At 37.9% G+C, this 20,348-nt stretch carries 16 protein-coding genes; 6 read left to right on the top strand and 10 right to left on the bottom strand.

All coding sequences use genetic code 11. From position 1 onward, the window contains the following. Window positions 1-133: 133 nt before the first annotated feature. From gldL to gldN, 3 genes are read left to right on the top strand one after another with little or no spacing between them, the layout of a single operon-like run. Window positions 134-898 (top strand): gliding motility protein GldL, encoded by a 765-nt coding sequence (gldL, locus tag IPO46_05455; protein QQS64030.1) that lies wholly within the window; start codon window positions 134-136, stop codon window positions 896-898. 49 nt (window positions 899-947) lie between these two features. Then, window positions 948-2,465, top strand: a complete 1,518-nt coding sequence (gldM, locus tag IPO46_05450) for a gliding motility protein GldM (GenBank protein QQS64029.1) — start codon at window positions 948-950, stop codon at window positions 2,463-2,465. Window positions 2,466-2,482: 17 nt separating this feature from the next. After that, entirely contained in the window at window positions 2,483-3,508 is a 1,026-nt protein-coding gene (gldN, locus tag IPO46_05445; GenBank protein ID QQS64028.1) for a gliding motility protein GldN, read from the top strand. 190 nt (window positions 3,509-3,698) lie between these two features. Here the strand turns inward: gldN and uvrC are convergent, their stop codons facing one another. From uvrC to IPO46_05420, 5 genes are all read right to left on the bottom strand, one after another. Then, window positions 3,699-5,495 (bottom strand): excinuclease ABC subunit UvrC, encoded by a 1,797-nt coding sequence (uvrC, locus tag IPO46_05440; protein QQS64027.1) that lies wholly within the window; start codon window positions 5,493-5,495, stop codon window positions 3,699-3,701. Window position 5,496: 1 nt separating this feature from the next. Beyond that, window positions 5,497-6,111: a hypothetical protein gene (locus tag IPO46_05435; protein ID QQS64026.1), complete on the bottom strand. Its 615-nt coding sequence runs from the start codon at window positions 6,109-6,111 to the stop codon at window positions 5,497-5,499. A 54-nt stretch (window positions 6,112-6,165) separates the two neighbouring features. Beyond that, a complete protein-coding gene (locus tag IPO46_05430) occupies window positions 6,166-7,665 on the bottom strand; it encodes a hypothetical protein (GenBank protein ID QQS64025.1) in 1,500 nt (499 codons plus the stop codon). Between the two features lie 37 nt (window positions 7,666-7,702). Continuing rightward, window positions 7,703-8,278, bottom strand: a complete 576-nt coding sequence (locus tag IPO46_05425; GenBank protein QQS64024.1) for a sigma-70 family RNA polymerase sigma factor — start codon at window positions 8,276-8,278, stop codon at window positions 7,703-7,705. A 176-nt stretch (window positions 8,279-8,454) separates the two neighbouring features. Continuing rightward, window positions 8,455-9,969: a 2,3-bisphosphoglycerate-independent phosphoglycerate mutase gene (locus tag IPO46_05420; GenBank protein ID QQS64023.1), complete on the bottom strand. Its 1,515-nt coding sequence runs from the start codon at window positions 9,967-9,969 to the stop codon at window positions 8,455-8,457. Window positions 9,970-10,122: 153 nt separating this feature from the next. Here IPO46_05420 and IPO46_05415 point away from each other — a divergent pair, with 153 nt between their 5' ends. Continuing rightward, window positions 10,123-10,500: a DUF4783 domain-containing protein gene (locus tag IPO46_05415; protein ID QQS64022.1), complete on the top strand. Its 378-nt coding sequence runs from the start codon at window positions 10,123-10,125 to the stop codon at window positions 10,498-10,500. Window positions 10,501-10,550: 50 nt separating this feature from the next. Here IPO46_05415 and IPO46_05410 read toward each other — a convergent pair whose 3' ends face one another. Together IPO46_05410 and rbfA are read right to left on the bottom strand one after the other, a co-directional pair. Further along, entirely contained in the window at window positions 10,551-11,771 is a 1,221-nt protein-coding gene (locus IPO46_05410) for an ABC transporter permease (protein ID QQS64021.1), read from the bottom strand. 19 nt (window positions 11,772-11,790) lie between these two features. Further along, the gene (rbfA, locus tag IPO46_05405) at window positions 11,791-12,156 is read right to left on the bottom strand and encodes a 30S ribosome-binding factor RbfA (GenBank protein ID QQS64323.1); all 366 of its coding nucleotides are present in this window, start codon (window positions 12,154-12,156) and stop codon (window positions 11,791-11,793) included. A 63-nt stretch (window positions 12,157-12,219) separates the two neighbouring features. Here rbfA and IPO46_05400 point away from each other — a divergent pair, with 63 nt between their 5' ends. Further along, complete coding sequence (locus IPO46_05400) at window positions 12,220-14,046, top strand: ABC transporter ATP-binding protein (protein QQS64020.1); 1,827 nt, start codon at window positions 12,220-12,222, stop codon at window positions 14,044-14,046. A gap of 53 nt (window positions 14,047-14,099) precedes the next feature. Here IPO46_05400 and IPO46_05395 read toward each other — a convergent pair whose 3' ends face one another. Beyond that, complete coding sequence (locus IPO46_05395; protein QQS64019.1) at window positions 14,100-14,972, bottom strand: TraR/DksA C4-type zinc finger protein; 873 nt, start codon at window positions 14,970-14,972, stop codon at window positions 14,100-14,102. Window positions 14,973-14,978: 6 nt separating this feature from the next. Next, a complete protein-coding gene (locus IPO46_05390) occupies window positions 14,979-18,326 on the bottom strand; it encodes an isoleucine--tRNA ligase (GenBank protein QQS64018.1) in 3,348 nt (1,115 codons plus the stop codon). 233 nt (window positions 18,327-18,559) lie between these two features. Here IPO46_05390 and IPO46_05385 point away from each other — a divergent pair, with 233 nt between their 5' ends. Beyond that, window positions 18,560-19,039 carry a hypothetical protein gene (locus IPO46_05385; protein QQS64017.1) on the top strand — a complete coding sequence of 160 codons (480 nt, stop codon included), beginning with the start codon at window positions 18,560-18,562 and terminating at the stop codon, window positions 19,037-19,039. 127 nt (window positions 19,040-19,166) lie between these two features. Here IPO46_05385 and IPO46_05380 read toward each other — a convergent pair whose 3' ends face one another. Then, window positions 19,167-20,114, bottom strand: coding sequence for a helix-turn-helix transcriptional regulator (locus IPO46_05380; protein ID QQS64016.1), 948 nt, complete (start codon window positions 20,112-20,114; stop codon window positions 19,167-19,169). Window positions 20,115-20,348 lie beyond the last annotated feature (234 nt).

Below are 20,348 nucleotides of genomic sequence, written 5' to 3'. Positions count from 1 at the left end.
AGTACAATTTTAAAGAAACATAATTTTATTGATAACCCATTTTAGTAAAATGAAATGGGTTATTATTACCCCAAACTAAAGAGTTTATATTTTAATTTCTAAACAATTCCCGTAAAAATTTAAATCAAAACAAATGTCAGTTAAAATTCCTTCAAACATTAGCAAATGGATGGACGTTGCAGTATCGGTTGCCGCTGCAGCAGTAATTTTTGGTGCGCTTCAAAAAATTCTGCATACTCCCATTGCAGACCTTTGGCTAAAAATTGGCCTTTATACCGAGTGTGGCGTTTTCTTGTTATATGGTATTTTGTATATGATATACTCGCCAGTGAAGGAAGAATACGAAGGAAATGTGCATAAAGCCGTATCCGTAGGTAACCCGGCTTTAAATAATTTAGATAAAATGCTGCAGGATGCAGAAATTACCCCAACGAACCTAAAAAAATTGAGCGAAGGCTTTCAAAAACTGGGCACTACCGTTAACGGTATTTCCGATGTGAGCGATGTAGTAAAATCTACAGGCGACTTTAGCTCCAAAACAAAAGAAGCTACTGCGGCAATAGGAACAATGGCTACAGCATTTAACAATAGCGCCAATACCATGGCTTCGTTCAATAATGCCTCAGAAAGTGCAAGGGGTTTTCATGAACAAGTGCAGGTATTAACCAAAAACCTGGGTTCATTAAATACTATTTATGAACTGGAATTAAAAGAAAGCAATAACCACCTTAAAGCATTAAACAGCTTCTATGGTAGAATGGCAGAAGCAAGCCAGGCCATGATGAGCAGCGTAGATGATGCCAACAAAGCAAAAGACCAAATCAGCGCTTTAGCCGGCAACCTAACCAAGCTCAATTCAGTTTATGGAAATATGCTGAATGCAATGCAAGGCCGCTAATCATTTTAAATGTCCAAACAATATTCATAAAATATAATTCTTATAAAACATGGCTTTACCTAAAGAGCCCAGGCAAAAGATGATCAACCTGATGTATTTGGTGCTTACAGCGCTACTTGCATTAAACGTATCATCCGAAATTCTCAACGCTTTTAAAGTGGTGGATAAAAGCCTGGGTGTATCTAACGCTAGCATCACTCAGTCAAATGATGTGTTGTATAAATCTCTCCTAAGCAAAGTAAACGACCCTACAACTGCCGAAAAAGCAAAACTCTGGAACGAAAAAGCTGAATTGGCAAAAAAGCTATCTGCAGAAATGGATACGTATATTAATCAATTGAAAGCAGATTTAAAGAAAGAAGCAGACTTAAAACTGGTAGATGGTGCTGAACAATATAAGGAAGACGACCTTGAAGCAGCAACCCGTTTATTTGGTAGTGGCCCCGGCGGAAGCAATAAGGGCCCGGAACTGGAAAAGAAATTAAAAGAATATAAAGCGGCAATGCTCAACATTGACCCTTCGATTAAAACTGAATTTGAAAAAAACTTCCCGGTGGATACCTCGCCGCAGGTTGGGCAGGATGGTAAAGCCAAGGGGTTTACCGAAGCCTTTTTTCACATGACGCCAACAGTGGCAGCGCTTACCTTGCTCAGCAAATTTCAAAACAATGTAAAAAACTCTGAGCATGAAATTGTATCCTACTGCCATAATAAAGTAGGTGAAGTAAAAGTAAGGTTCGATAAAACGGGTGTGTTGCTTGGCCAAAGTTCTAATTATGTAATGCCCGGCCAGGAAGTAACCATTACCGCAGGAATTGGCGCTTACAGCTCTGGTGCTGCTCCTCAAATAACAATTGGTGGCGCATCTGTACCTACTGTAGATGGACAGGGTATCTATAAATTCCAGGCCTCCGGCCAGGGAATTAGAAAAGTACCGGTAACCATACGCTATAAAGACCAGGATGGTAACGAAAAAGTAGAAACCAAAGAAGTAGAATATACCATTGGCACCCCCGGCGGAGCAGCCGTAATGCTGGACAAAATGAACGTGTTTTATATTGGCGTAGACAACCCGGTTACCATTGGTTCGCCTACAGGCTGGGATAAAACAAACGTAACCATGAGCGGCGGTGCAATAAGCGGCAGTGGATCAAACAGAACGGTAAAGGTATCCCAGCTTGGTAAAGCAAGCATAACCGTTACTGCCGATGGCAAACCTTCCACTTTTGAATTTAGGGTAAAAAGAATTCCTGATCCTATTTTTAAAATTGGTACCGGTAAGGCCCGTGTTCCTGCTATTGAATTTAAAAACCAGGATTTTTGCCGTGCAGAACTGGAAAATTTTGATTTTGACCTGAAGTTTAATATCGTTAGTGCCAATGTATATTTTTCCGGCGCTAATTTTCCGAGTGTTCAACAGGGGTCTATTACGAATAACAACCTTATCTCAATTAAAGCACAAATGGCAAGGTGCGGCCCGGGTTCTTCAATAACATTTGTAAACATTAAAGTTCAGGGTCCGGATGGTGTACGGTCTATTGATGAAAGATCAATAACCCTTTATTAATATTTTAATAAAATACTATGAAAAAGCAATTATGGAAAATTTTGTTGTTTGCTGTAATTTTTGGCGGTATTGCCGATACGGCATTTGCCCAGCAAAAGAAAAAGAAAGGGCCTAAAAAACGTAGCTCTACCAAGCGTACAACAAAAACAAAAACAAAGGCAAAAATTCAGCCCACAACGGCAACAATTGATACCGTGGCTGTGGTGCAGGCGCCTGTAGAAATAGATACACTTCCTATTAAAAAAGTGGCAAAATCCCTTCGCCCTGATGAGGCTGTAGAAACCTCAGAACTTAGGGATCGTACGCCTTTGCCTTATGAACACCTGCGTGCCGACGATGCCGTTTATCGCCATAAGATATGGAGAGAAATTGATTCGAGGGAAAAAATAAACCTGCCTTTCCGCTATTCTATGGATGAAGATAACGGCAACCAGCGTTTTATTTCCATATTGCTACAGGCTATACAAGATAGCGCCGTAACTGTTTTCAATAGTATGGATGACAGGTTTACCACACCAATGACCGTTTCTGAAGTGGCAAAAGTAGTTGCCGGTCCAGAAGTAGAGGTTCCTCAGTATAACGAAAACGGTGAACTAATTGGCACCAAGAAAATGCGTAATGAAATTAACCTCGATTCTATCTATAAGTTCCGCATAAAAGAAGAAGTGATTTTCGATAAAGAAAGCTCACGCCTTTTTTGGAGGATTTTAGGAATTGCACCGGTTAAAAGGGTAATTACCCCGCAAGGATTGGATATTGGTGAGTCGGAACTTTTTTGGGTTTACTACCCCGATATGAGATCAATATTTGCCAAGTACGAAGTATATAACGGTAAAAACTATGGTGCAAGAATGAGCTGGGAAGAGCTTTTTGAAAGCCGTATGTTTTATGGCCGTATTATTAAAACTACGTTGGATAATCCCTACAACCTGAATATTGCCAATTATAAAGGTTTTGAAACCAACCCAATTCTTCAATTGCTCGAAGGCGAAAACATTAAAGAAAAGGTATTTAACTACGAGCAGGATCTCTGGAGTTATTAATATTAATAAATATATAATTACTAAAACTCCCCGTTTTCGGGGATTTTTTATTTTTTGCAGGTAAAATATTCATAAAATACCTAAAATTGGGTATTGTTTGGTATGCCATTCCCCTATACTTTTACATCGGTTTTTCATAGGATATTGGATTTTAAAAACGGGCTGGATTTCTATCCTGGCCCTTTTTTTTTTAACTATTTTCTTTAATTAATGCAGCTTTTGCAGCGCCGGTTATTTTCTTCAACTCTTCCAGCGAAGCTGCTTTTATTTTTTTTACAGATTTAAAGTGTTTCAATAACGCATCAATGGTTTGCTTGCCTATGCCTTTAATACCATCCAGCTCATTATTAAAAGCGCCCTTACTTCTTTTGTTGCGATGAAAGCTTATACCAAACCTGTGTACCTCATCTCTTATTCTCCTTACCAGTTTAAGGCTTTCGCTATCCCAGGGTAAATGCACGGGTTCATTATCAGCAATAAAAAAAATTTCCTCTTGTTTTTTTGCCAGGCCCACTAAAGTCATTTTACCGGTTAAACCCAATTCCATTATGCTTTGCCATGCTGCGCTTAACTGGCCTTTGCCACCGTCTATAATCACCAGTTGAGGAAGTTCCTGTTGCTCTGCCAATAATCTTTTATAACGCCTGTGAACCACTTCTGCCATTGAGGCAAAATCGTTAATGCCTTTTACCGATTTTATATTGTAATGCCGGTAATCGTTTTTACTTGGTAAGCCATTTTTAAAACACACCATTGCGGCAACCGGGTAACTACCCTGAAAATTGGAGTTATCAAAACATTCAATATGCAGCGGTAATGCAGGTAAGGAAAGGTTTTGCTGCAGTTCTTTTAAATACCCCAGGGAATCATTTGGAGTAGGCGCTATGAGTTGCAATGCTTTTTTTGCTTTATAATCCTGTATATAAAACTGTGTGTTTTTTAAAGATAAATCAAGCAACTTTTTTTTATTGCCTGCTTTTGGTGTGGTAATCTTTATTCCTTCTTCCGGATACGCTAAATTAAAAGGTAGTATAAGTTCTTTGGCTTCGCTTTCAAAAGTTTTTCTTAGGCTGGCAATTGCTAAAGGTAAAATTTCCTGCGGCGTTTCTTCCAGCTTTTTTTGCAGGGTAATGGTTTTGGTTTGAATAATTGTACCATTGTTTACGGCAAGGTAATTTATAAAAACCGTGTTTTCTTCTTCCATAATGCTAAATACATCCACGGTTCCGGTACGGGTATTTACAACGGTAGAGGAAGATTGATAATTCTTAAGGTCGTTAATTTTACTTTGATAATAAGCGGCTTTTTCATAAGCTAAATTATTGCTGTGTTGCTTTACCTGTTCTTTTAAATAATGAAAAACCGGTTGAAGGTTTCCTTTTAGTAAATGGCTCAGTTGGGCAATACCTTCGGCATAATCTTCGGCGCTTTGCAGGCCTTCGCAAGGGCCTTTGCAATTGCCCAGGTGGTACTCCAGGCATACTTTAAACTTGCCGGCCTTAATATTTTTTTCGTTTAAATTGAGCTTGCAGTTACGTAGCGGTATATTTTGTTTAATTAATTCCAGCAACTCCCTTACTTTACTTACCGAAGTATAGGGCCCAAAATAAGTGGAGCCATCGGCAATTTTTTTACGGGTAAAAAAAACCCTGGGGAAGGGTTCTTTTTTAACCACTATAAAAGGGTAAGTTTTATCGTCTTTGAGGTTGATGTTAAAAATGGGCTGGTATTCTTTTATGAGGGAGTTTTCCAGCAAAAAAGCATCCTGTTCATTGTTTACAATAGTAAATTCAATTTTGTGTATGCGGCGAACCAGCTCTATGGTTTTATAACTTGTTTTGTTTTTAACAAAATAGCTACTCACTCTTTTTCTTAAATTTTTGGCCTTGCCTACATACATTAATTTACCATTGACATCAAAATATTTATAGATGCCCGGCGCCGTTGGTATGCTCCCTGATATTTTAGAATATTCTACAGGTTTCATCCTAATTAAAGTTCCAGGTAATGGTAGTTTCTTTTTCTATTGCGCTGCTGCCATCGGGCTTGTTGAGAATACTTACAATTTTTGCAGAGCTGTTATTGCGCCAGGTTAATTGCAATAGGCGTTTTCCTCCATCTTTATTTTTTATTAAATATACTTTGCTTACCGTTGATTTTTCAGGGTCAATATATACATCCCAATGCTTAAATGCTATACTATCTGGCAAAGCAACTATTGGGTCGTAGGTAAAGGTGAAGGCATTAATGGTTTGATCAAGGAAAGAATTTTGAGAAAAAAGCGCCTTCATATTTACGGTATCAATTTCTGGCGTTAAAAATTCGCTTAAGCTTTCTTCCAACTGGGCTGTTTTAAGCCATGATGAATCTGTTTTGGCGCCTTGCTTTACTACTTGCAACGGATTTATATTCCCCGATTTGATGGAGGCAATTTGCCCTTTAAGGTAGGCCGTTACGGGAAAGTAGTTACTGTCTTTTTTTGCTGGTTTTATAGTGGCAGTAGTTGAATCTGCTGTTACAGAAATTATTTTTGGCGCTTGTTGTTGCAAACAGGATACCAATAAGATGCAGGTTGATGCAACTGGTAAATTCCAATATTTCATAAAACTTTTTTGCAAAATTAAGCACAAAGCTTTGCCGATAGCTGCTTAAAAGAATTAAAAATTTGTAGTAAAGCCGATTTTAATACCCACATTGTACCTTTTTTCGGAGTAGAGGTAACGGTTGATGTAGCTGGAAAACAACTGGTACCTTACCTGCGGGCCCACAATTACCGATGCACCATTAGCAGTTGTATAACTTAAATAGGTTTCAACAGCCGTATTTACATTTAATTTACGCAATAAAGATGAGTACTCAGCATAATACCTTTTATCGGCAGAAATGGCATAAGCATTGCCACCTGTAATTAAAGTAGGTTGTATGGTTGCGCCAGTGTACCATTTAAGTTTTTTGTTACCGGCTACTTTATATTCGGCGCCAATGGGTACAGATAACTGGAGGGATTTATTATTGATTCTGCTTAGTGCATAAGGGTTGCTGTAATTGTTTTTATACATAGTAGTAACCGGCACTTCATCAATTTGTCCATTGTCGGTTTTTAACAATAACGTAGTTTGTGTAGTGTGGGATAGCTGCTCTGCAAAAGATAAATAGTTGCTGAAATTAAACTGCAAGCCAGCTTTTATTCTAATATTTTTTGAAAGGCTGTAAAGAAGCATGGAGCCTACTTCAAGGTTTACGGCAGAAGCCTGGCTGATGTAATCTTTAATATCCCGGTTAAAGCTATTGTTGTTAACCGTAATTGAAGAATTGCTTGGCTGTAAATTGTTTTTTGCTTCAAAAGTCCTGAACCCAACAGATGGAGTTATATAAAAAGAAAGTAACGACCTGGATTTCCATCTTTTTTGTGCAGGCTTATTATAAAAAGCATAGTTTTCCACCCATTTACGGTCTTCTTCTTTTTGCAAAGCGTATGTTTTTTCTGCCAAAGGTTTTTTTACATTTTGCTGCAAGGGTAAATTGGCCAAGCTTGTTTGCTGGGTTTCAATATTTGCTGAGACAAAATTATTGCCGATGATTTCGTTATCTTCTTCAGCAGTTTCGGCAGATTGTGCCCGTGTATTTGTTGTAGCGCCTGTTTCTTTTAATAATACTATAGTCTGGGTATTTCTTTCTGCCATAGGGGCAAGTATGGCTCCTGTTTCTAATTGCTGTGGAATTTCAACAAGTAGGGTTGCAGTTGCATTTCCGGATGTTGCAAATACGTTGCCTTGCTGTTGTTGTGGCAATTGATCTTTAATGGTAACCCTATTTTCAGTAATAGGGTTTTGGGAAATGTAGAAAATGTTTTTTTGATTATTTATTGCTGCAATTAACGGGCTGCTATTATGGTCTTTAGTGTTTTTGTGTTGAGGACGCAATAGTGTTGCCGATTTTTTTTGTGTATCCCTGTTTATAGAATTATTGTTGGAAATGCCTAAGAATAAAACGGCAGAAACCAGTAATAAAGTAATTGCCAGCGAAGGCCATTTTTTGGACGGATGGAGGTCGTTATAAATTCCATACCAAACCTTCCTTGAGGGAAACATCTGAAAGCTTTCTACACTCTCTCTTAGGAACTGTTCAAAATCTTCGTTATAAAATTTCTTTTCCATCTTCACATTAAGCGTTATAACCGGTAATGCAAAAGCACTATTGCACGGCTCTAAGTGCTTTTAATTTTATGGTATTTTTATGAATGATATTTTTCTTCACCAGCATATCTTCCAGCATTATCCTGGCACGGGTGTACTGGCTGCGGCTGGTACTTTCTTCTATATCTAATATTTCACCTATTTCTTTATGAGAAAACCCTTCTAGTGCATATAAATTCAACACTGTTTTATACCCCAGTGGTAAAGCCCTGATACATTCCACAACTTGTTTTGCCTGGATAATAGAAGGAATAAAATCATCTTTACCCATTAATCCGTTTGCATGGATTATATCCACGCTTTCGTTAAATTTTTTGTTCTTTTTAAGGATATTGATGCAGGTGTGTACCACAATGCGGCGTATCCATCCCTCCAGCGAACCCTCGCCCCTAAACTGCTGTATTTGCATAAATACTTTTATAAAACCTTCCTGGAGCATGTCTTCTGCATCTTCCCGGTTTTTGGCAAAGCGGTAACATACTCCCAGCATTTTAGGACTGAAGCGGTGATAAAGCGCTTCCTGTGCCGCAGCATTGTTGGCAATGCATCCTGAAAGCATTTGCTCTATGGTCATAAATTTTTTTGGATTGCTACACCCTAAAGTTAGACATAAATACCATACGATATGCTGCATGGTACTATTTCAATTAAACGATACAGAAACGAATATTAAAGATTGATAAAAAGAAAAATATAGATAATAATATTATTTATTATTAAATTTATAACTCTAGCAGGAAAGCTAATTTATTATTTTACTAAAACATTTCCTGTCATTGCTGCAGGTACAGGAATATCCATCATGGTTAAAATGCTTGGGGCAATATCGCCTAATTTACCTGGCTGAACGTTTCCTTTCCAGTTTTTATCTATTACAAAAAGAGGCACTAAGTTTAATGTATGTGCGGTATTGGGTGAGCCATCTTCATTAATGGCAAAATCGGCATTGCCATGGTCGGCCGTAAGAAAAATACAATAATCTTTTTCTAAAGCAGCTTTTACAACCTGTGCTACACAATGGTCCACTGTTTCCACCGCTTTAATAATGGCAGGCCATACACCGGTATGCCCCACCATATCTGCATTGGCAAAGTTGAGGCAAATAAAATCGGGTGGATTATTGTTGATTTCTTTTAACACGGCTTCTGTTACTTCCGGCGCACTCATTTGTGGTTGTAAATCGTATGTTGCCACTTTGGGCGATGGTATCATTATTCTTTTTTCTCCTTCAAAAGGTACTTCCCTTCCGCCACTAAAGAAAAAACTTACATGCGGATATTTTTCTGTTTCGGCAATTCTTAATTGTGTTTTACCGGCTGCGGATAATACTTCTCCCAGCGTTTGCTTTAAATCATCGTTTTGAAAAACGGTATTAACATTTTTAAAAGTATGGTCGTAAACCGTCATGGTAGTATACTGGAGCGGCAAAGTTTTCATTTGGTACTCCGGCATATCTTTTTGTGTGAGCACTTGTGTAATTTCCCGGCAACGGTCGGTACGAAAATTAAAACATATTACGGCATCATGGGCTTCAATTTTACCATTGCAGGCGGTATTTATAATGGGCATTATAAACTCATCGGTAACATTGCTTTGGTAAGAAGCCAGTATGCTTTCTAAAATATTATTGCTTGCAGCACCGGTACCGTTTACCAAAGCTTCATAAGCAATTTTTATGCGCTCCCATCTTTTATCCCTGTCCATGGCAAAATATCTTCCGGTTACCGAAGCAATTTTTCCTGTTGTTTTATTTAAATGATTTTGTAAATCGCCTATAAATCCCATCCCGCTTTTTGGATCGGTATCCCTGCCATCAGTAAATGCATGCACAAACACATTTTGTAATTTTTTTTGTGCACATACCGATACTATGGCTTTTAAGTGATGGATATGGGAATGCACACCGCCATCGCTTAAAAGGCCCAGCAGGTGGAGTTTTCTATTGTTTTGTTGTGCATAGTTTATTGCTGCTAAAATTTGAGGATTATTTTGGAGTTCACCGGTTTTTATTGCCTGGTTTACCCTTTCCAACTCCTGGTAAACAATGCGGCCGGCGCCAAGGTTTAAATGCCCTACTTCGCTATTGCCCATTTGGCCATCGGGCAGCCCTACTGCCTGGCCACAGGCAACAAGTGTATTATTGGGATATTGATTATATAAAGAATCAACAAATGGCACTTTTGCATGTTGAATAGCATCGCTTTTTTTAATTTTTCCAAGTCCCCAGCCATCCATAATAATTAAAATTATTTTCTTGTCGTTCATTTAAAACAGTTTATATAACACTTAAAATAGTTTACAAAACTATTGATTTGCATCCAATATCATAAGCATATTTCCGTTATCAATAATATAACTTTTAGTTATGGGCTATTTGGCACGCTTTTAGCCTTTTTTAAACAACGGAAATTAAAACATATGAAACGCTCATTATTTATTTCTGTCCTTTTTTTGATGCTTACTGCATTTACAGTTTCCACAAGTTTGCTGGATGTGGTACGTTCTATAAATAATGGTGATGCAGCATCGGTAGCAAAATATTTTGATAATAGTGTAGAAATGGTTTTGCCTGGGAAATCCAGTACTTACAGTAAAAGCCAGGCAGAAATGATTTTAAAAGACTTTTTTTACAGCAACCCGGTGGTCTCATTTAAGGTGTTGCACCAGGGTGAAAAAGGGGGCTCGGAATATTGCATTGGCACACTGGAAACGAAAAATGCAAAGTTCAGGACAACTTTTTTTATGAAGAATAAAGGCGACAAACAATGGTTGCAGGAAATCAGGTTCGAGAATTAATACAGCCTCACAGTTAACAAAAAATATTTTCCCGGCAAAGCCGGTTTTTTTTATTTAAGGGCTATCGGTTGCTTTGATGCTTTTACCGAAGGATACCATGCTGCTATTAGCGCAATGAATAAGGCTGTAGCTGCCACTAGCAGAAAATCAGCAGCCAGGAGTTTTACCGGGAAGTAATCTATTAAAAAAGAACCGCCCTGCAGTTTAATAATATGAAATTTTATTTGCAGCAGGCAAATAACCGTTGCCAAAAATATGCCAATGCCTGCGCCAATAATTCCCAATAAAATGCCTTCGCTTAAAAAAATTTTTTGTATAAAAGCCCTGGTACTGCCCAGGCTTCGCAATATGCTGATGTCTTTTTTCTTTTCCAAAACCAGCATGGTAATAGCGCTAATCATATTAAAGGCGGCAATAACCAATATTAAAGTAAGTACGGCAAATATGGCCCATTTTTCCAGGCGCATGCTGTTGTACAACCCGGTGTTTTGCTCGTAACGGGTTTGCACTAAGAAACTATTGCCCAAAATATTTTGCAATTTTCCTTTTGCTTCATTTTCCTTTGTTCCCGTTTTTAATTTTATTTCAATGGCCGAAAATTCATCGGCCTTAAAATTCATTTGCTGCTTTACAAAATCAATATTGGTAAGGGCATAGTTATTATCAAATTCCTGTTGTATGGCAAAAACGCCTTTTGCCTTTGCATTGCCTTCGCTTATAGATGCCAAAGGGTCGTTGCCTTTAATATATTTTTTGGGGAGGATAACCGTAACGGTTGAAGCAGCAAAAACAGAGTCCACCACAATATTGGCGGCATTTTGTACCCCATAGCCCACTATGAGGCCTGGGTTATCTGCTGTGCCAATAGAAAAAATTCCAGAACTTAATTTTTGCGGTACACCACTTATTTTTTTATAGTTGCTGTCAACGCCTTTAATAATAACGGGTGTTTTGGCTTCTTCATTTTGCAGTAGTGCCTTGTCTTCGGCAATAAGAGAAAAATTGTAAACAAAAGCAAGGTCTTTTATTGCCTTTATTTTATTGGCAGGCAATAAAAATGTTTTCCCTTTTTGGGGCACTATTTTTACATCACTGTAAAAAGTGGAGTAAAGCGATTTTACCAATCCTTCAAACCCATTGAAAACACTTAACACCAGCACCTGGCAACATGTGGCAAAAGCTATTACGCCAGTGGTTACCCATGCAATAATATTTATGGCATTGGCAGATTTTTTAGCCCTAAAATATCTCCAGGCAAATTTAAAATACATGTGCAGGCGTTAATATATTTTACTCCTTGCCATCTTGTTTCTTGATTTCTTTAAACAGCTTCTCCATTTTTTCCACATATTCCAGAGTATCATCCCAAAAGAAATTCAACTGCGGCATACTTCTTAGCTGGTGGCGCACCCTTGCAGAAAGTTCTTTTTTAATTTCCCACGCCCTGTCTTTTATAGTTTGTAGTGCATTTTCGGGGTTTTCAATTTTATAAAAACTCAGGTACACACGTGCATCAAAAAGGTCGGGGGTAATTTTTACCGATGCAATAGAAACCATTCCACCGTTTAACATAGAAAGGCTAAGGCGTTGAAAAATATCGTTTAGCTCTTTTTCCAATACGGCAGCAACCTGCTTTTGTCTTTTTCCCTCTATCATATTCATTTGTGTTAATCTTTGTAAAATTAGTTACTTTGCCGTTTATATACAGATTTTGTAAAGATGAAGAAATATTCCAGGATTTTTGGGTATTTAAAACCTTACAAGGGTAAAATAGTATTGTATTTTCTTTTTATACTGTTGAGTATAATTTTTTCAATTGTTTCCATAGGTATGTTAATGCCTTTTTTACAATTGATTTTTACCAATCCCGATCCGCAATGTGTTGCCTGCAGCCCACTTTCTAAAGGCAGTTCAAACGCAGCCATACAGTTTATAAATAATTGGCTCATGCAATCCATTGCCAGTAAAGGAAAGCTTTCTACACTGGGTATTATTTGTGTGTTAATGATGTTGTTTATTATTTTAAAAAATCTTTTTTTATACCTTTCGTTTTATATTTTAAACCCGTTAAAGAACAGGGTAGTAAATGATATGAGGGAAGATATTTATAACCGTGTGCTTGCCTTGCCTATTGGGTTTTTTACGGAAAAAAGAAAAGGGGATATTATCAGCAGGTTTTCTACCGATTTATCAGAAGTGGAAGTTTCTATTGTAGGCACGGTAGAAGGGTGGATAAGGGAGCCGCTTACTATTATTTTTACCCTGGCTACATTGTTTTTTATAAGCGCACAACTTACTTTGTTTTTATTATTGTTGATTCCCGTTATGGGTTTTGTAATTGGCCGAATTTCAAAAACCCTCAAGCACCAGTCAGGTGTGCTTGCCATAAAATATGGGGAAGTAATGAGCACCATTGATGAAACCATTGGTGGCTTAAGGGTAATTAAGGCTTTTAATGCAGAAAAATTATTGCGGCAAAAGTTTAACCAGCAAAATAATGAGTTGCTGGCCAGCAGGAACTTTATTTCACAGAGAAGAGACCTGGCTTCTCCTTTAAGTGAAGTACTTGGTATTGCTTTGTTTTGCGCCATTTTGGGGTATGGCGGTTACCTGGTGCTTGGCGAACAAATAGATTTGGATGGCGCAGCTTTTTTAGGTTACCTCGGGCTTTTTTATATGATTATAAACCCCGCAAAATCGCTCTCTACTTTATTTACCAATATGCGTAAAGGAGCAGCTGCCGCAGACCGAATTGAAGAAATAATGAACGCACCAATTGTTGTTGATGATAACCTTAATGGACTGGTTATGGAAGATTTTAAACATCAGATTGAGTTTAAAAATGTTGGGTTTAAATACGAAGATGTAAACATCCTGCAAAATATAAACCTTACTATTAAAAAAGGGCAAACCATTGCATTGGTGGGCAGTAGCGGCGCCGGTAAATCTACCCTTGCCGATCTTATTCCCCGGTTTCATGATGTAAGCAGTGGTAAAATACTTATTGATGGCGTTAATATAAAAGATTATTCGTTGCAATCGTTACGAAATTTTATAAGCATTGTTACACAGGAGCCCATTCTTTTTAATAGCAGCATTGCCGAAAATATTGCTTTGGGAATGAAAGGCGCTACGCCGGAACAAATTGAGAAAGCGGCAGCTATTGCTAATGCCCACGAATTTATTTTGAGAAAAGAAAAAGGTTACCAGGAAAATATTGGTGACCGTGGTATGAAGTTAAGTGGCGGCGAAAGGCAACGCTTAACGATTGCAAGGGCGGTACTAAAAAACCCACCCATTTTAATTTTAGATGAAGCCACTTCATCTTTGGATACTGAAAGCGAAAGGTTGGTGCAGGATGCAATAAATAATTTAATGAGCCACCGTACTTCTATTGTTATTGCCCATAGGTTAAGTACAATACGCCATGCCGATGAAATAATTGTATTGCAAAAGGGCGTTATTGCCGAACGGGGCACCCATGAAGCATTAATTGCTGGCAACGGAGTGTATAAAAAGCTGGTGGATATGCAGGAGGTAAAATAAAAATAGGGAACCGCATTTGGCAATTCCCCATCAATTTATAAAAATCAGGTTGGTTATTTTACTTGTCCCATTTTGGCTTCAATACTTAGCGTTGCATGAGGCACTGCTCTAAGCCTTGCTTTGTCTATAAGCTTGCCTGTAATTCTGCAAATTCCGTAAGTTTTATTTTCAATACGCATTAATGCTTTTTCCAGGTGGTCAATAAAAGTTATTTGACGGCTTGCCATTTGGCTTAGTTGTTCCCTTTCCATGCTTAGGCTTCCGTCTTCCATGGTCATGTAGCGGTTGTCGGTTTCGTCTCCGCCCATATCATCTTTACGGGTAATAAGGCCTTGTAGATAGTTTAATTCTTTTTTGGCGGCTTCCAGTTTACGTTGTATCAAATCCCTGAATTCAGAAAGGTCTGTATCGCTATAGCGAACAATAGGTGCACCTAAATCAAATCCTTTAGCTGGGTCTAAAATAGACTTTGTAAAATCGGGCTGGTATTTCCTCGACGATTTAGTATTTATTTTAGGTAATACCACGGGTTTAGGTGGCAATACTTTAATATCCTTTGGATTTTTTGCTACTGCTTTTGGCGAAATGTGTGGCTTGGGTGGTTTTGCCGCCACTACGGTATGTTTTGGCGATTTTTCCACAACTTTAGCTACCGGTTTTTTAACCTCGGGCTTAATTGTTTTTTTTGCAGGGGCAATGCTAACTACTTTTTTAGCTACGGGTTTCACAGCAGCTTTTACTTGTTTTGGGGCAATGGTTTTCTTAGCTACCGGTTTAGCTACTTTTTTTACAGGAGCTTTAACGGTTACTTTTTTAGCAACTGGTTTAGCTGCTTTTTTAGCCGGAGCTTTAGCGGCTACTTTTTTAGCAACCGGATTTGCTACTTTCTTTGCTACCTTTTTAGCTGCAGGTTTTTTTGTTGCCATAAGCTTCTATTTTTTTGAAATGTTCACATTTAAAAGAATATCATTCACTTCTATTTGAGTGCCATTGGAAATTGTGGGTACAAAGTCCAGTGTATCTGCTAAAATTTCGCCGCAAATATAGTCTTTAAATTCCATTAGGGAGTGCTGCATTGTCTCATTTTGAGATACCTGTACTTTTATTCTGTCGGTTAAGCTAAAGTTACTGTCTTTTCTTAGGTTTTGAATGCGGTTTACAAATTCTCTGGCTTCTCCTTCTTTTTTCAAAACATCTGATATGTTAATATCTAAAGCTACTGTTAATGAGCCTTTTGTAGCAATTTTGTACCCTGGAATAGCATTAGTAGTTATTTCCAGGTCCTCTTCTGAAATTATTATAGCTTCTTCGCCGGCTTTTACTGCTTCTGTATTAAGTACCATTGTACCTGACTGAACTTTTTCAATTTCCGTATTACTAAAATTGGCAATTTCATCGGCTGCCCATTTCATTTTAGATCCAAGTTTTTTACCCAGGGTTTTAAAATTGGCCTTTGCCTTTTTTTGTATAAAGTTATTTCCGGCTTCAAGTATGTCAATAGCCCGGATATTGGTTTCAGTTTTAATGATATTTGCTACCAGGCCAATATTTTTTGCCATTGCTGCATCCATTGCAGAAATAAATGCCTTTTGAAGGGGTTGCCTTACTTTGATATTTTCTTTTTTGCGGAGCGATAAAATTAATGAGGAAGCATCCTGGGCAAGTTGCATCCTTTTTTCCAGCAGGGGCTGTATTACATTTTCATTTACTACAGGAAAAAGGGTATGGTGTACCGATTGCTCATGGTGCATATGGGTTACTTCGTTTAAGTTGTTAAACATCCAATCGGCAAAGAAAGGCGCTACCGGAGCTATAAGTCTGCTTAATGTTTCCAGGCATTCGTAAAGGGTTTGGTAGGCGCAAATTTTATCTAGCTCATATTCGCCTTTCCAAAACCGCCTGCGGCAAAGCCTTACGTACCAGTTGCTCAACAGGCTGTCAGTAAATTCTTCAATTGCCCTGCCGGCTTGCGTTGGCTCATAAGCATCAAAATTTTCTGAAACGGTTTTTATTAGGCTGTTTAGGCACGATAAAATCCATTGGTCAATTTCCGGCCTTTCATTTACAGGGATATATTTTTCTGTGAAGTTAAAACCATCTACATTGGCATATAAGGCAAAAAACTGGTAGGTGTTGTAAAGTGTACCAAAAAATTTGCGTTGCACTTCTTTTATGCCTTCTTCATCAAACTTTAAACTGTCCCATGGCGAAGCATTGGTAATGAGGTACCATCTTGCTGCATCGGCTCCGTATTTATCAATAATGGCAAATGGGTCAACCACATTGCCCAGGCGTTTACTCATTTTGTTGCCGTTTTTATCCAATACAAGCCCATTGCTCACCACAGTTTTGTAAGCAACGCTATCAAAGAGCAATGCGCCTAATACATGCAAAGTATAAAACCAACCCCTTGTTTGGTCAACCCCTTCGGCTATAAAATCTGCAGGAAAATTTAGCTGAAAAATTTCTTTGTTTTCAAAGGGGTAATGCCATTGTGCATAAGGCATGGCGCCACTGTCGAACCATACGTCTACCAGGTCGGGTACACGTTTCATGGGTGTGCCTGTATCACTTACCAGTATAATATCATCCACATAAGGTTTGTGTAAATCTAAAATACCATCGTGTAAATATTGCGTGTTGATATGGTTGCCCAGCTTTGCCGAGGCTTTTTGTATTTCGCTTTTTAATTCTTCTACGCTGCCAATACATTTTTCTTCGTTTCCTTCTTCCGTTCTCCAAATAGGTAATGGCGTGCCCCAGAAACGGCTACGGCTCAGGTTCCAGTCTACTATATTTTCCAGCCAGTTACCAAAGCGGCCCGTGCCGGTGCTTGCAGGTTTCCAGTTGATGGTATTGTTCAATTCTATCATCCTTTCTTTGGCGGCCGTGGTTTTAATAAACCATGCATCCAGCGGATAATAAATTACGGGTTTATCGGTTCGCCAGCAATGCGGATAATTATGTTCGTATTTTTCAACTTTAAAAGCCCGGTTTTCTTTTTTAAGTTTTACGCTAATGTCTATATTCACATCAATATAGCCCGGTTCATTTTTATAATCTTTTACATAGCGGCTGCTAAATTCACCCACGCCATCAATAAATTTTCCTTCTTTGTCTACAAGGGTTAAAATACCGAGGTTGTTTTTTTGGCCAACCTTAAAATCATCGGCGCCAAATGCAGGCGCTGTATGTACAATGCCTGTACCATCTTCGGTGGTAACAAAATCTCCCAATAACACCCTGAAGGGTTGTGCACCCGGGGTTATTTCCTGTATTTTTTCCAGGCTGTTTGCTTCAAATGGGAGGAGTTGTTCATATAGAGTACCGTCTAAATTTTTTCCTTTTAATTCTTTTAAAATTTTCCAGGGAATAATTTTGTCGGTTTCTTTAAATGCATTGAAATCACCGTTTTCTGCTTCTGCTTTAAAATATTTTGGCAGCAATGCTTTAGCCAATATTACATTAATGGGCAAAAAAGTATACGGGTTAAATGTTTGTACCAGCACATAATCAATCTTTGGCCCTACAGTTAATCCAAGGTTTGAAGGAAGCGTCCATGGCGTTGTGGTCCATGCCATGAAATAAATATCGCCATTAACATTTTCAATATTCAATTTTCTACTATCAGCTACTTTAAACATTACCGTTGCGCTGGTATCCTTTACATCTTTATAGGTTCCGGGCTGGTTAAGTTCGTGTGAGCTAAGCCCGGTGCCAGCAGCAGGCGAATAGGGTTGAATGCTTACGCTTTGGTATAAATACCCTTTTTTGTAAAGCTCTTTTAAACACCACCAAAGGGTTTCAATGTAATTATTTTCAAAAGTGATATACGGATTTTTAAGGTCAACCCAATAGCCCATTTTTTGGGTAATATCGTCCCACTTGTCTTTATATTTTAAAACCTCTTTTCGGCAGGTGTTGTTGTAATCGGCTATTGAAATTTTTTTGCCAATATCTTCTTTGGTTATGCCCAATAATTTTTCTACACCCAATTCTACGGGCAGGCCATGCGTATCCCAGCCACCTTTACGGGTTACCTGGAAATTTTGCATGGTTTTGTAGCGGCAAACCAGGTCTTTTAACGTTCGGGAAATAATATGGTGAATGCCGGGCATTCCATTAGCGCTGGGTGGGCCTTCATAAAAAACAAAGGCAGGCCTGTTTTCCCTAAGCTCAATACTTTTTGTAAAAGCCGCATTTTCGTTCCACTTCGTAAGTTGTTCCGAGCCTATTTTTGGCAAATTAAGCTGTTGATATTCTTTGTACCTGGCTGGCATGTATGGTTGCTGTTAAATTCAATAAAATAAGGCTGCAAAGGTACTGTTTTTCGGCTTTTACCGCTAATTGTTAAAATGCTTTAAGAAGGGCTTTAACAAATTTTAATCTTGTAGGTTACAAATCATTATGGCCATTTTTCTATTTTTTACCCAATTTTCCACAAATATAACAGTTGGCATAATATTGGCATTTTATTGTAGTAAATAGATTTATTAATTAAAACTAAAGTTGAATGAAAAACCTGGTACTTATTATTGCAAGCCTGCTTACACTTAGTACAGCCGTTGCACAAACAAAAAAATCCAAGCCAATAAAGAAAAAAGCGGCTGTTGTTAAAGTGGTATCACCACCCTCAAAAGTAGATGCAGCCTTTGACGCAAGATTTGCCTCTTTAGGAGAGGTAACCGATAAAAAGTGGAATAAAAATTTATTGGGTAATTATATTGTTTCATACAAAAACCCGGAGGCGTTGAAACAAACTGTGGAATATAAAGAAGACGGTAGTTTTGTAAAATCGGCAATCAACTTTGAACTTACCAATATCCCGGAAGTTGTAAAATCAACTATTGAATTAAAATTTAATGGCGCCGAAATTAAAGAAGTGAAAAAAATGGAAGTAGGGGAACTGAACCCATACTTTAATGTAAAAATTAATGCCGAAGGAAAAGAAAAACAGGTATTGATTGCAGAAGACGGCACTTTAACAGAATAATATTATTTTATTGAAATACACATTTTTTGCTGGTTTAGGGTTTTATTAGGGTAAAACGGGGGTAGTCTTACTCCCGTTCTCATTTTAATAAAAACGGGTTGAACAGGAAAGAGCCTATCATAAAAAATTAATTTTTTGAAAGCAACAATTCGCAGGGCTTTAAACCGGTATGCTTTTTAAACGCCGTGCTAAAATGAGAGATAGATGAATAACCCAGCAGCATAGACACTTCCGTAACGCTAAGGCCTTTATCGTACAGCAAATATTTAGCGTGTTCCATTCTTTGGCCCTGGTAAAAATCAAAAATGGTTGTGCCAAAAATTTCTTTAAAACCTTTTTTGAGGTAACATTCATTTATAGCCACTTTGCGGCTTAGCGCCTTAATAGTAATGGGTTCGCCAATATGCTGCAATAAAATTTCACGGGCCTTTATTATTTTTTCACGGTCTGCTTCATTGGCTAAAAACTTGCAATTAAACCCGGTTTCTTCTTTATCTCCCAAAATACAATCCATGCTGTATAAAAGCAAAATTTGTGTTTGGGCATTTATAAAAATATTAGCCAACGTATCGGTGTAGGTATGGTTTAATAGCGCTTCTATTACCAGCCGTGTTTTACCGCAAAGAGGTACCGTTTTGCTAAATGAGGTATTGTGCTTAAAAGCCAAAACATTATCGCTTAAGCTTTGTGGATCATTATTGGCTTTAGTAAACTGTTGTAAATAAACAGGTGAAAAACTAAAGCTTAATACATCAATGCTATCCGTTTTTTCCACACAATTTTTACTGCCGTTCAACTGGCAAAAATCACACTCAGTTTGCTTTTTATGGCAGTAAATATTTCCACTAATGCAAAACTTGAGTTCTATAGAATTGGCTTCGGGATTGGTTTTCTCGAAATTATAGCTCAGCATCCCCACATCTTCAACCGACCACTGGGGGTTTTTCTTATACCGGTGAATTGAGTAAGTTACCGAACCGGGTATTATCCTTTCAATTGTTTGCAACTTTTCAACCTCATTAAGCATCAGGGGATACTTGTTGGCAAGCGTTAATATGTCAGAATGAATATTCATTGAAAAATTTCGATGCAAATATAGGAAGAAATTTCTATTTTACATAAACCAATATTACGGTAGGCAGAACAAAGTAATAAGTGCAATTATCTCATGGATTTCAATAAAAAAGTTAGTCACAATTTTGTTTTAGCTTGGTGATAATTAACGTTTATTGAAGCAGTAAAACGGCTGATTTACTGTATATTTGCAGGAATGTAACCTACGATAGTTTACGAGCAATTTCATCCCAAA

This window comes from Chitinophagaceae bacterium (assembly GCA_016699815.1).
GTDB lineage: Bacteria > Bacteroidota > Bacteroidia > Chitinophagales > Chitinophagaceae > Ferruginibacter.
The sequence above is the reverse complement of the archived record's forward strand: the minus strand, read 5'-3'. Positions and strand labels throughout refer to the sequence as shown.

Bases quoted from the DNA above. Each gene is read 5' to 3' on its own strand.
- gldL (QQS64030.1), top strand. From the start codon at position 134: ATGTCAGTTAAAATTCCTTCAAACATTAGCAAATGGATGGACGTTGCA.
- gldM (QQS64029.1), top strand. From the start codon at position 948: ATGGCTTTACCTAAAGAGCCCAGGCAAAAGATGATCAACCTGATGTAT.
- gldN (QQS64028.1), top strand. From the start codon at position 2,483: ATGAAAAAGCAATTATGGAAAATTTTGTTGTTTGCTGTAATTTTTGGC.
- uvrC (QQS64027.1), bottom strand. From the start codon at position 5,495: ATGAAACCTGTAGAATATTCTAAAATATCAGGGAGCATACCAACGGCG.
- IPO46_05435 (QQS64026.1), bottom strand. From the start codon at position 6,111: ATGAAATATTGGAATTTACCAGTTGCATCAACCTGCATCTTATTGGTA.
- IPO46_05430 (QQS64025.1), bottom strand. From the start codon at position 7,665: ATGGAAAAGAAATTTTATAACGAAGATTTTGAACAGTTCCTAAGAGAG.
- IPO46_05425 (QQS64024.1), bottom strand. From the start codon at position 8,278: ATGACCATAGAGCAAATGCTTTCAGGATGCATTGCCAACAATGCTGCG.
- IPO46_05420 (QQS64023.1), bottom strand. From the start codon at position 9,969: ATGAACGACAAGAAAATAATTTTAATTATTATGGATGGCTGGGGACTT.
- IPO46_05415 (QQS64022.1), top strand. From the start codon at position 10,123: ATGAAACGCTCATTATTTATTTCTGTCCTTTTTTTGATGCTTACTGCA.
- IPO46_05410 (QQS64021.1), bottom strand. From the start codon at position 11,771: ATGTATTTTAAATTTGCCTGGAGATATTTTAGGGCTAAAAAATCTGCC.
- rbfA (QQS64323.1), bottom strand. From the start codon at position 12,156: ATGATAGAGGGAAAAAGACAAAAGCAGGTTGCTGCCGTATTGGAAAAA.
- IPO46_05400 (QQS64020.1), top strand. From the start codon at position 12,220: ATGAAGAAATATTCCAGGATTTTTGGGTATTTAAAACCTTACAAGGGT.
- IPO46_05395 (QQS64019.1), bottom strand. From the start codon at position 14,972: ATGGCAACAAAAAAACCTGCAGCTAAAAAGGTAGCAAAGAAAGTAGCA.
- IPO46_05390 (QQS64018.1), bottom strand. From the start codon at position 18,326: ATGCCAGCCAGGTACAAAGAATATCAACAGCTTAATTTGCCAAAAATA.
- IPO46_05385 (QQS64017.1), top strand. From the start codon at position 18,560: ATGAAAAACCTGGTACTTATTATTGCAAGCCTGCTTACACTTAGTACA.
- IPO46_05380 (QQS64016.1), bottom strand. From the start codon at position 20,114: ATGAATATTCATTCTGACATATTAACGCTTGCCAACAAGTATCCCCTG.